Origin of the sequence: Aeromicrobium sp. (assembly GCF_014378035.1) — a bacterium.
Classification (GTDB): Bacteria; Actinomycetota; Actinomycetes; order Propionibacteriales; family Nocardioidaceae; genus Aeromicrobium.
In genome coordinates, this window is record NZ_JACMOM010000122.1 from 1 (window position 1) to 11,172 (window position 11,172).

The 11,172-nt window shown below is 65.4% G+C and carries 11 protein-coding genes and 3 pseudogenes; 12 read left to right on the forward strand and 2 right to left on the reverse strand.

The features are described 5' to 3' along the window. Nucleotides 1-348 (forward strand): hypothetical protein (locus H7290_RS06020; RefSeq protein WP_290513117.1); only part of this gene is annotated, 348 nt, incomplete at its 5' end. A 325-nt stretch (nt 349-673) separates the two neighbouring features. On the opposite strand, the gene H7290_RS06025 is transcribed toward H7290_RS06020, so the two are convergent. Then, nucleotides 674-988 carry a cold-shock protein gene (locus H7290_RS06025; RefSeq protein ID WP_290513118.1) on the reverse strand — a complete coding sequence of 105 codons (315 nt, stop codon included), beginning with the start codon at nt 986-988 and terminating at the stop codon, nt 674-676. 98 nt (nt 989-1,086) lie between these two features. Between H7290_RS06025 and H7290_RS06030 the strand changes: the two genes are divergently transcribed. The 11 genes and pseudogenes from H7290_RS06030 to H7290_RS06080 form a co-directional block, all read left to right on the forward strand. Further along, nucleotides 1,087-1,506, forward strand: coding sequence for a hypothetical protein (locus tag H7290_RS06030; RefSeq protein WP_290513119.1), 420 nt, complete (start codon nt 1,087-1,089; stop codon nt 1,504-1,506). 364 nt (nt 1,507-1,870) lie between these two features. Beyond that, a complete protein-coding gene (locus H7290_RS06035; protein WP_290513120.1) occupies nt 1,871-2,395 on the forward strand; it encodes a SigE family RNA polymerase sigma factor in 525 nt (174 codons plus the stop codon). Between the two features lie 216 nt (nt 2,396-2,611). Then, nucleotides 2,612-2,836 (forward strand): hypothetical protein, encoded by a 225-nt coding sequence (locus H7290_RS06040; protein WP_290513121.1) that lies wholly within the window; start codon nt 2,612-2,614, stop codon nt 2,834-2,836. After that, nucleotides 2,836-3,183 (forward strand): hypothetical protein, encoded by a 348-nt coding sequence (locus H7290_RS06045; RefSeq protein WP_290513122.1) that lies wholly within the window; start codon nt 2,836-2,838, stop codon nt 3,181-3,183. The genes H7290_RS06040 and H7290_RS06045 overlap by 1 nt, the downstream gene beginning before the upstream one ends. Further along, nucleotides 3,147-4,030 (forward strand): annotated as a pseudogene (locus tag H7290_RS06050) (IS1380 family transposase); the annotation flags it as partial. The gene H7290_RS06045 and the pseudogene H7290_RS06050, both read left to right, overlap by 37 nt. A gap of 138 nt (nt 4,031-4,168) precedes the next feature. Continuing rightward, a complete protein-coding gene (locus H7290_RS06055) occupies nt 4,169-4,573 on the forward strand; it encodes an IS110 family transposase (RefSeq protein WP_290513126.1) in 405 nt (134 codons plus the stop codon). Nucleotides 4,574-4,587: 14 nt separating this feature from the next. Then, nucleotides 4,588-4,779: pseudogene (locus H7290_RS06060) on the forward strand (IS30 family transposase); the annotation flags it as partial. A gap of 140 nt (nt 4,780-4,919) precedes the next feature. Next, nucleotides 4,920-5,618: a hypothetical protein gene (locus tag H7290_RS06065; protein ID WP_290513123.1), complete on the forward strand. Its 699-nt coding sequence runs from the start codon at nt 4,920-4,922 to the stop codon at nt 5,616-5,618. Between the two features lie 74 nt (nt 5,619-5,692). Then, nucleotides 5,693-7,828 carry a GDSL-type esterase/lipase family protein gene (locus H7290_RS06070; RefSeq protein ID WP_290513124.1) on the forward strand — a complete coding sequence of 712 codons (2,136 nt, stop codon included), beginning with the start codon at nt 5,693-5,695 and terminating at the stop codon, nt 7,826-7,828. Continuing rightward, a complete protein-coding gene (locus tag H7290_RS06075; protein WP_290513125.1) occupies nt 7,825-8,532 on the forward strand; it encodes a hypothetical protein in 708 nt (235 codons plus the stop codon). Before H7290_RS06070 ends, H7290_RS06075 begins: the two co-directional genes overlap by 4 nt. A gap of 668 nt (nt 8,533-9,200) precedes the next feature. Then, a pseudogene (locus H7290_RS06080) lies at nt 9,201-9,434 on the forward strand (ISL3 family transposase); the annotation flags it as partial. A 28-nt stretch (nt 9,435-9,462) separates the two neighbouring features. On the opposite strand, the gene H7290_RS06085 reads toward H7290_RS06080, so the two are convergent. Then, nucleotides 9,463-10,923 carry an IS1634 family transposase gene (locus H7290_RS06085; RefSeq protein WP_290513127.1) on the reverse strand — a complete coding sequence of 487 codons (1,461 nt, stop codon included), beginning with the start codon at nt 10,921-10,923 and terminating at the stop codon, nt 9,463-9,465. Nucleotides 10,924-11,172: the final 249 nt, after the last annotated feature.

The following is an 11,172-nucleotide window of genomic DNA, read 5'->3' on the forward strand; positions in this document are numbered from 1 at the left end:
CGCCTTCTCCGCGCCGACGGCTGGTCACTGGTGACGATGGCCGAGCACTACGGCGAGGAGACGGGCCAAGGTGTCAACGACACTGATTGGCTTCAATTGGCTGGAGAGAATGGCTGGCCAGTGCTGGCCAAGGACGAAAGAATTCGCTACCGCCCAGCCGAACGCACCGCGATCATCGCGCATGGAGTTCGAGCCTTCTACCTCACCTCGGGCAACCTGACCGCTGAGCACATGGCCGAAGCGTTCGTCGTCAACCGGTCGGCAATCTGGGACAGCGCCGTCGAGAAGGGGCCGGGCCTCTTCGCGGTGACCCGGACCTCGGTCCGTCAGATCGACCTCGCCGGCTGATCTGTAGTCGGGCGCCAGAGAGCTAACCGGATCGGTAGGACTCCGTAAAACGGGCGGCATGGTTGGGTGTGAAAGCCCCCTTACCCCGGCGCATAGCGGCTGCCCGTCTCTGGGACGACGCCGCACGCGACGCGGCATAGTCGGGCGGAGCCCGTACGGCGGCATAGTCGGGCGGAGCCCGTACGGCGGCATGGTCGGGCGGGGCCCTCAAGGCGGCATAGTCGGGCGGCCCGCAGGGCGGCATAGAAAGGCGTTCTAGGTAGCCCGTCGGGGCCATTCGCTCAGCCGTCCTCTTGAGACCGGACACCCGACGGAGCAGTTAGGCTCAACCGCTGCGACCCTCGTCATCGAAGGTGAGGGTCAAGGTCGACCGGTAGGCCGAGGTCGGACCGGAGTCGATGTGATTCATGCGCACCGGGGTCTGCTCGGCCGGCCATGCCTCGACCGCTCGAAACGCGTAGCCGTCCTGTTCCACAGTCTCGAAGCTGAACCTCACGAGCTGTCCCGCGTGCAGGCTCCTGTGGCCCGCGACGAGGACGGCTGAGTAGTGCGCCCAGCAGCCACCAGGCGTGGCGACCGAGTCGATGACTCCCCACCCGTCTTCGATGTTCCAGACGCGAACCTGTCCCAGCGACGTCATGCGGCCAGTATCCCGCCCTCATGGTTGGGCGGAGCCCGTGGAGCGGCAGAAGAGTGCGGGTCGCCGCGTGCGCTCGTAGATCGTCCACACTGTCAAGCGTGATCACCTCGCAGGACTTCTTTGCTCTCGTCGAGCGGCACCTGACAGCCGCGATGCTGGAGGCGCACTACGTCAAGATCGGTCAGTACGACGTGATGAGGTCCTCGCCCACCAGCGAATTGTTGTCCTCCGGCCATGCAGGGCCAAGAAGATCCCGCGTCTCGTCCTGGCTGCAGAAGCACCGTGGCGCGCCGAAGGTAGCGGCGCTCGAAGTTGGCTACGAGGGGTCATCCAATGGCGACGAGGATTGGATCCTCTACTACCCCGAGACACGTGAACTTGACCTGACCTCTTGGCGCGACACTCTCGATGGTCACGCAGATTGGGACGTCTGGCATGACCGCCTCGTCCAGGACAAGGCGGAACTTGAGCGGCGGCTGGTGGTTCTGAGCGCAGCGATCCGGGGGCAGAGCGAATGACAGCCTGAGCCCTGACTTATGCCGGTCGAGGGCACGCCCGCTCATCGGCACGAGCGCGCGCGGAAGGCGGCATGAGCGGGCACGCGTGTCGATCGGCTATGTGCGCAGCCGTGTCCCTAGAACGGCGCCGTCCCGTGTCGGAGCAGGGGTTGCCAGGCGGTCGTCCAGCTCGGACGGTTTCGGTCGCGTGGGCGATGTCGGTGCTCACTCCGGCCGGGCCGTGCCGACGCAGCGGCTATCTCTTGGCCGGCGGGCGGCGCCCGGTTGCAACCTTCTGCGGACGGTTCGCGTCTTGGTGGCGTGAACGTGAAGGAGGAGCCGTGATGATGGTGCTGAACGACCGGGACAGACCCAACACGGGGCCATGGGCCGGCACGAAGGTCGCGACGCCGAGTTCACGGCGTACCTGCAGGCGCGCCAGCCCAGTCTGCTCCGGATGGCTTACCTGCTGACCGGAGACCGGCACCAGGCCGAGGACATCCTGCAGACGTCGCTGGCCAAGCTGTACCTGGCCTGGGACAAGGTCATCGACCGCGTCTCGGTCGATGCCTACATGCGCCGGACCATGGTCAATGAGAGCAACTCGCTGTGGCGCCGGGCATGGAAGCGGAAGGAGTACGCCACCGAGGCGCTCCCCGAGAGCCTCCGCCACGACGCCTACGACGAGGGTCGCATCGCGGCGCTGTGGGACGTCGTCACGTCGTTGCCGCCGAAGGCGCGGGCCGTCGTGGTGCTGCGCTACTACGAGCAGCTGAGCGATGCCGAGACCGCAGACGTCCTCGGCATCTCGGTCGGCACTGTCAAGTCGCACTGCAGCCGGGCCGTCGCGGTGCTGCGTGACCGCCTAACCGCCGACCTGCACCCCGGACGTCCGAAGGAAGACCGATGAACAACAACCACCCCGGTCAGCACCCGGATGAGCAGTGGGAGAGCGAGATGAACGGCGAGTTCGACCGCCGCGTCCGTGACCTCTACGAGTCCCCGTTGACCTTCGAGAACGTGAGATGCACGGCCGTGAGCATAAGGCGCCGCCGCCGTGCCGTCGTCGCGGCGAGCCTGGTGGCCGCTGCGGCCGTCATCACCCCCATCGCCGTCGACGCGGGCGGTGGCATTGGCACCGCGGACCGTGGCCGAGCAGGCGGTCACGGACGCGGAGATCGCGGCCGCGGCCGCGATCGAACGAGTCCTCGCGGAGCGGCTCGCGGTCAAGGACGTCGTGCGGCTGACCGGACTCGACCAGGCGACGGTACGTCGACTGCGTCAGCTCGAGACCGACACCAACGACGACGTCGGCACCATTGCTGAGGGTGCCGACGCCGAGGTGGCGTGATGGCGAGCCAGCCGACCATCGTGACCGGCCGCAGGCGGCAGCACGAGCTGCTGCGGTCGTGGTCGGGCTGGCCGCTGACCTCGATCCTGATCGACCCTGCCGAGGTCGCCCACGCCCGGGGGGCCGGCTGGTCGGGCACCCATCACCACGACCCGGAGACGGGGGAGCGGATCGTTGGCACGGCCGAAGGGCTCGGCTTCGGCGTCGATGGAAGCTGGCACAACCCGGTCGAGGTGATCCCGTGGGCAGAGGTCGCGGCGACCGCGAAGGCTGTGCCGGACGACGTGCGGCAGCAACTGGTCGAGTTCCGCTCGCGACCGTGTCGACCAGCGCGTCGGCGCCGGTGATCGTGGCCCAACGGCTCCGGAAGGGATCGTGCGGATCCCCGCGGGGCGCGGCGCGGCTGGTCGCGGACGCGTTGAAGACGATCGGCTCGTTGTCCCCGGCGACGCCGTTGGTGCGTGCCGACTCCGCGTTCTACGGCTACGCCACGGTCGGTGCTGCACTACGAGCTGGCGCCGATGTCTCGGTCACCGTCCGGATGGACCCCAAGGTCAAGGCCGCAATCGCCACCATCGATGACGATGCGTGGACCACCATCGATTACACCGACGCCGTCTTCGACGAACCCACCAGCACCTGGGTCTCTCGTGCCGAGGTCGCCGAGATTGCGTTCACCGCGTTCACTTCCAAGAAGAAGGCCGAGCATGTCACCGGACGACTCGTGGTCCGCCGGATCCCCGACCTCAACCCCAGCGCCAAGAACGGTCAGGAGACGTTGTTCGACACCTGGCGCTTCCATGCGTTCTTCACCACCACCGACCCGGCCGTGGCCGACACCGTGGCCGCGGACAAGACCCACCGCGGCCACGCGATCATCGAACAGGTCCACTCCGACCTGAAGAACTCTGCGCTGGCGAACCTGCCGTCCGGGGTGTTCAACGCCAACGCAGCCTGGCTCGTGCTCGCGGTCATCGCGTTCAACCTCACCCGAGCCGCCGCGACCCTCACCGGCCCAGCCCTGGCCAAGGCCACCACCGCGACGATCCGTCGCAAACTCATCGCCGTCCCGCCCGGATCGCGTCCTCGGCACGACGAGTGACGCTGCACCTCCCCACGGCCTGGCCATGGGAGAACGCCTGGACAACCCTGTTCGACCGGGTCAGCGATCCGCCGACGGCCCACACGGCCTGACCATCCAGCAGCACCGCTGCACGACCGAGAACCACACAGGGAACGCCCGGACAGCGAGGTCCGGCCGATTCCCGCGCATCGGCAACCCTCACCTCACAGCGGCGACGATCAACTCATCCCGGGCAGGTCCATCGGTGGATCGAGGCTACGCCCGACTGTCTCACCAGCCTTGACATCTTCCGAGCCGGCGTCGGCCCGGTCGTAGCCGCGCAACTACTGATCAGTTGGTCCCACCGCGGCCGGGTCCGCAACGAGGCGGCCTTCGCGTCCCTGGCCGGCGTCGCTCCACTCGAAATCAGCAGTGGTCAAAGCTCACGCCACCGACTCAACCGCGGCGGCGATCGCGCACTGAACCGAGCCCTTCACACCGTGGCCATCACGCGCATGAGGTGGACCCCGAGACCCGCCTACGAGCTCCGACGCAGCGCCAACGGCAAGACCCACCGCGATATCCGCCGCTCTCTCAAACGCGCACTCGCACGACGCCTGTACCGAAAAATCGAGGCAGCAGTTCGGCTGCACGAAGCCGCTGCGATGGCTTGACAAACATAGGAGCGTCCAACGGGCTGCTGCGCCAGTACTTCCCCAAGGGCACCGACCTGTCGCGTTGGAGCTACGAGGAGCTCATGGCCGTCGTGGCCACCCTCAACGGCAGGCCACGCAAGAGCCTCGATTGGCGGACCCCTACTGAGGTCTACCAAGCCCAGCTAGAGTCCTCGCTACAGGCTGGTGTTGCTACGACCCCCTGAACCTGCCCAGTACCAGTCACTTCGAGTCATCTATGGCTTCAGTCCTTGCGTCTTTGGCCCGGAACGTCGAGTGTGTGAACTCACGCGCTTGCCACAACTCTCGGATTGGTTGCCCGCATATGACTCTCGAACGAGGCCCGGTGACGGTAGTCGCCGCAATTGCTAGCGTTGTCCTGATCGCCGCCGGATCACAGTTCCTGCTGGCACTGCAAGCAGGAGACGTAGAGCAAAGGCCTGCTGCCGAGGCAGTGGCTGCGGTGCCGCCTCGGGCGCCGGCCGGTCCTCCGGAGACACCCCCCGGACTCGAGGGCCTGGAGAAGGGTCCGGCAAGGGTCGACCCCGGCGCGGCCAACGCGAAAACGCAGTTGCCCCCCGTTCGTGAACGGACGATCACGCGGGCGGTCGAAGCCTTCGTCGCTGACGCGGTCTGGCTGCTCGGCTCCCCGGTGGCGGAGCAGAACCCGGCGGAAGCTGCCCGGGTCGTCTCCACCGTGCTCAACACCGCCGACCGCGAGATGCTGGCCCGAATACCCCGTGGCAACGGGGCGGACCTCGCCGCCATGCGCGGCGCCTACCGCGTACTGGGTCACGCCGGCGCGCAATCCCGGCCGGACGCAGTGATGGTCGAGGTTAGCGCCCCACTCACCACCGAAGGCACCGAGCGGTGGCTGGTGGCCGGGGGCGTCGTATCTTGGATCGAGGGCCGCTGGCAACTGCAGAGTCTTACCCCACGAGACGCCGGGATGGATGCGGGCATCGCCAGCAGATCAGCAACGATTGACTCGACCACGCTCCCCGGTCTCGGGTGGCTGCAGTTCGCTAACGCCGACCTCGGATGACGCGCCCTGCCGGGTCCACCCCGGACCGAGTCACCACTTTCATGACGGCAGTCGCGTCCTTCGTGCTCGCCACGATGTCGCTCACCGTCTTCGCCGCCACCCAAGCCCCAGCCTCGAGCGCCGCCGAACTCCGACGAGTGCTGGTCACTGGAGATTCCATCACGCAGGGTTCTTCGGGTGACTACACGTGGCGGTACCGCCTGTGGAAGAAGCTGACCACCACGGCACCCGCCGGGGTGACGTTTGTCGGCCCCGACACCGCGCTCTACGACAACGTCAACAACGTCCAAGGATCACAGCGCTATGCGGTCAACTTCGCCGGCAAGGCGCACGGCGCCCGATGGGGCACCACCTTCATCGATCAACTCCCGAACGTCGGTGGCCAAGTGACAGCGTCGTCGGCCGACGTTCTCATCGTCGCACTCGGCTACAACGACTTGTCCTACTTCACCTCTCCAGCAGCGACCATCGCGAACGCGAAGTCGTACATTCAGCGAGCCCGCGCCGCAAAGCCCGGCATCGACGTAGTCATAGCCGAAGTCACCAACGCCTACGACCCCTGGACCGGCAACGACATCCTGGCTTCACAGACCGCGCAGTACGCCGCGCTGCTGCCGGGCCTGCGTACCGAACTAAACACTGCAAACGAGCGTGTGGAGATTGTGAAGAACTTGACAGGTTGGATCCCTCGATCCCACACGTGGGACGGAGTGCATCCGAACGCCACGGGCGAAACGATCATCGCGCAGAGAGTGAGCGAAGCTCTCTCCCGCATGGGGATCGGAACCGCTGCGCCCTCCATCGTCGCGCAAACAGCCTGGGGTGTAGCTGGCCCAGCTCCCGCAGTCACTGCAGGCCCCGAAACCGCGACCGTTTCCTGGTCCAGGGTCAGCTCGGGCGCCACCGGCATGTTCCTGAACTATCAAATCGGTCAGCTGGGTAACACCTGGGAGCAACTGCCCTACGCCGTCGGCGCGGACGATCGATGGACGATGGAGCCACTCGTCGCGGGTGGCGATTACGGATTCGCTCTGACGCCAGCCAAGGGCTTCATGACCGGACTCCGCGGAGCGACCGCGCGTTCGGCAATCACGGCATTGCCTTTCGACCGCACCGTCCCGGCCGTGTTCGCGCGGACTCGAGACGGACTGGACGCAACCGGGGTCCTGGGTACCTGGCGGTCTTCATCGAACCCGCAGGGCTACTTGCTGGGATATCGCACCATGGCGCACAGCCCGACCGTCACCACCCTGCCATATTCGGTGGGGCCAGCCATCTTGCAATGGGACCTCTACCCGCTTGCTGGCGGTCGTTACTACCAGTTCATGGTCAGACCGACCCGAGGCTTCGTGGAGGGTTCCTGGGTCAGTTCGACCAACGCTCGCACCAGAGGGATCGCCTACGGCCGCGCCTACATTGCCCTCGGCGACTCCTATTCCTCGGGACTGGGCGCCAAGGAAAGCGCAATCGAATACGAAATGCACTACGACTGCAGACGAACAGGCGCAGCGTGGCCCTTTCAGATGCAACCTGACGCTCAAACCATCACCGCACTCACGGCCTGCCAAGGTGACACGCTTACGACGGGCGTCGACGGAGGCGTCCGCGCACAGATGTCCTACATATCGACGTTCTTCGCGCAGTATCCCAAGGCGCCCCAACTGGTAACGGCGACAGTGGGCGGAAACGACGTCGGCTTCTCAGACAAACTAAAATCCTGCGTCTTCTCGAACTGCTCCTCCAACGAATCAGCATGGTCGGCCGAAATCGGCGGGATGTTCCCAAACCTGCACTCCTTCTACAACGACCTGCGAGACGCCGCACCCAACGCCGATATAGTCGTTGGCGGCTACCCAGTCGTCGTTGACCCAGGCGGCAACAAGATCAATGCGGTTTGTACCCCCATCGGTGACGATGAGAGACAAACGATGCGCCGACTAGTCCTACAGCTCAACGACGTCATACATCGCGCATCACAAACCAGCGTCCGAACAGGTGTTCACAAGACCCAGGTTTGGTCGGCAGGAAGCCAGGTAGTCTCCCGATTCAACAGCCATGGCGCTTGCCAGTACGGCGACGAAGAATGGATCCACTCCCTGAGCGCCGGAGGCGGATCAATTCCCGGAATGAACAGCTTCCACCCCAAACCCGCCGGACAACTCGCTTATGCGTTCGCGTTCGCCGACGCCATCAGCCAGAACGCACAATGACATCGCATCCCAAGTCGGCGGTCTGCCTGCTCGCGAGCTTCATACTCGCCCTGTCCGGCTGTACACCGAGCGCTGAGGACAAGAACATGAACGAGCCCGCTCGGACCGAGTCAGCCGCTGCCGAGCCCGCACCCTCCCTGAACGGAACAGTTCGACCCGACTTAAGGATCGTTGGCGATGAACCCGGCGGTGCATCCGTGTCGCCGGCACCCGCCGAGCCGAACTCCAGTCAGCTAGATCTCGCGGCCTCCGCCGCCCCGTCGAGGGGTGACGCCGAACGAATCGCGATACTCCTCAATCACGCGATCGAGGATCAGACAGCCGGGACGGCTCGAGCGGAAGCGCTAGAGCTGCTAGACGCGAATGCCACCGACGCCGCCCGGGCCACCATCACAGCGCTTCCTGCGTTCCCCGGATCCCGCATGACCGCAGGATCCAAGTCCTACATCAGGTCAGGCGAGAAGAACGGCGCCGTCGAGGTCCGTCTCGTCGAACTAGTCGAAGTCCCCGCACTCGGCACGAGCGAACAGCCCTATCAGCTGTGGACTGACAACACCCTTGTCATGAGCCACGACGGGGACAGGTGGCTTCTGCAGGACTTCCGACGCGAGGTCGCATCAGAGACCCGGGAGTTCAAGGCGGCAGTTTGGAGGACCGTCATGGACATGGGACGCGGATGGCGACGGTTCACCGTGAACACCTGAGGGGCGGGCGGGGCAGCGTCACACCTCACCGGAACGAGCACTCAGCAAGACGCAGGCCGCCACCGTGCCGACGAGGTAGCCCAACAGCAACACGACATAGGACGTCACCGCCATCCATAAGTACTTCGGATCCACCGGTCTGCCGGACCGAGGCGGAACACCACCGGCAAGACAGCTACGGCCACCAGGACGCCAACAGCCGCCGCACCCCACAGACGGGAACGGCGCAGGCGGTATGTCCGGGACGCCCTGAACTCCATTACCACCAGCGGTGTGGCAACGACCCACGCAAACACGAGCCATCCGCCGCTCATGATTGATGCCGCTTGAGACGCGTCTCTGGCGCCAACACCCGATGAGAGCAGCACGGGGCCCGCCGTCACCACCGGACCGAGAATCACCGCCGCCAGACGCGTCCCCCAAGGCAACCGGGCCAGTATTCGCCACACGATGAGGATGCTACGGCCTGAGTTGGGTCACGTGACGACATTTTCGGAGGCTGGATCGCGCTGACCTGCGACGATGTGTTTGGTTAGTGCGTCGGCAAGGCACTAATTCGGCTCTTCACAGATGAGGGTGTAGATCGGGTCGGCGTGGCGATCACGGGATAGGCGTCGAGGTCTCCCGAAGATGGAAGTTCTCACACTGCCCATCTGGAAGACCTCGACATGCCTGACGCTACCTTCGCGCGCCCTGACCTGACCACGTTCTGCCGCCTCGACGAGCTCGGACTCGTCGCCGTCGGGCAGCGCCTCGAAGAGCACAGGGCGGTGCTGGCCTGCCGGGTCCTCGAACCCGACCAGTGGTGTCGCCGTTGCGGCTGCGAAGGCGCCCCGCGGGACACCGTGATTCGCCGGTTGGCGCACGAGCCACTCGGCTGGCGGCCCACAACCCTTGACCTGACTCGGCTCACGCTAGTGCGCACCTTGTTCAGGTGATCTGAGCGAGCGCATCGCGTAGATCGGGCGGTAGCGGGTCTTCGGCGGTGATGGTGTGCGCGCCGAGGCGGATCTCGACTCTGCGGTAGCGCCGGGTGGTGCGGACGAACTTCTTGATCGACCAGCCCGTGCGGTCCTCGATCAGCCGGACGATCGCCAGGGCAGCGAACACGATCGACATGTGCGCCTCGATCGACTCCCTCTTGTGGTGATAGATCGGCCGCGCCCGCAGGTCGTGCTTGGACATCCGAAATGACTTCTCGACGTGCCACAGCTGGTGGTAGGCGCCGATCACGGACTCCGGTGTCGGGTCGACCATGTTGGTGATGTAGGCCTTCAGCGCTGCCACCGCACGGGCCTTGGCTTCGAGTTCGCGGTTGACCTGCTTGTCGCCGCCGGTGAGCTTCACGAACCTGTTCCGCTTCACGGGTTCCTTGCCGGCAACGGCTCGTTCGGCTTTGCCGATCTGGGTGTCGATCCCGTGCAGGGACCGCCGCGCTGAGTCGGCCTTGAAGCGGTAGTAGGTGACCTTGTCGCGACGCCCAGCCGCCTTCTGAACAGGGGTCGCTGGCCAGGGTTGGGTGAAGACCTGGCCGTCGCCGATCTCGGTGCCGGGGTGGTCCTTGCGCCAGGCCTTGACCTGGTACGGCTCCTCGGGGATCCGGGCACCGATGATGTACGACAGTCCAGCGTCCTCGAGCGCCTCCCTGTTGGCCTCTGAGACCATCCCCGCATCAGCCACCACGGTGACGTCAGCGAGGTCGTGGGCGGCCATAAACGAGGTGATCGTCGGCAGCATCGTCTTCGTCTCGGCTTTGTTGCCTTCGAACGCCTCGATCATCAACGGGAACCCAGTCGCATCGGTCAACAGCCCGACGGTGATCTGGGGTTCCAGGCGCCGCTCTTTGGAGAACCCCGGTTCACGGAACCCGTCACCCTCGTGGGTCTCGAAGTACAACGTCGTGACGTCGTACAAAATCAAGCTGGCAGGGCCTAAGGCCGCGCGGGCCGCACACGCAGCAGCCAGCTTCTGACGCCACGTGTCTTGCCCGTAGAGCGGCAGACGTCGCTTGATCGTCGCGTAAGACGCCGCCTTCAGGCCGGTCTCTTCGAGGACCCGCACACTGTCTTCCTTGCTGGTGGGCTCGATGATCCGGGCCAGCACGAGCTGACGAAAGACGTCATCGCCACCAGCAGCCTCCTCGAAGCCGAGGACGTCGTAAGCACGACACAGTGCCTCCAGGAGGTGTCCCATCCGCGAGGAGACAATCTCCAACGGCCCACCCGAAGCAGCAGCCGCGACGACCTCAAGACCTAGATCAAGCTCGGCCTGTCCCTCGGCCAACCGCTGGCCAGCAACTGCCTTGAGAGCCTCGACATCCTCAGGGGTATGGGCCGAGCCGCAATGCTCGATCTTGCGGGAACCACGCCGCGAGGAATGCACAATCTGCACCGCGGTAGCCCCCGAAGAGGTCTTCACCGTCCGCACGTAGGCCACCGCAGCACCCTATGGAGCCCCGGCTAGTGCGCAAATCCGTCACCCCCCGGACACGAACCCCCAGGTCAGCAGACCGCGACCCCACTCAACCCAAAATCGTGAGCCGAGTCAGGATTGACGACATCACCCGCTTCGACGGTGTCCGGGTCCTCGGGGTCGATGAGTGTCCGTGGCCATGAAAAAGTATCCACTGGTGGCCAGGTA

Excerpts from the sequence above, each read along its gene's own strand:
- H7290_RS06025 (WP_290513118.1), bottom strand. The coding sequence starts at position 988 with ATGACGTCGCTGGGACAGGTTCGCGTCTGGAACATCGAAGACGGGTGG.
- H7290_RS06035 (WP_290513120.1), top strand. The coding sequence starts at position 1,871 with ATGGGCCGGCACGAAGGTCGCGACGCCGAGTTCACGGCGTACCTGCAG.
- H7290_RS06045 (WP_290513122.1), top strand. The coding sequence starts at position 2,836 with ATGGCGAGCCAGCCGACCATCGTGACCGGCCGCAGGCGGCAGCACGAG.
- H7290_RS06070 (WP_290513124.1), top strand. The coding sequence starts at position 5,693 with ATGTCGCTCACCGTCTTCGCCGCCACCCAAGCCCCAGCCTCGAGCGCC.
- H7290_RS06075 (WP_290513125.1), top strand. The coding sequence starts at position 7,825 with ATGACATCGCATCCCAAGTCGGCGGTCTGCCTGCTCGCGAGCTTCATA.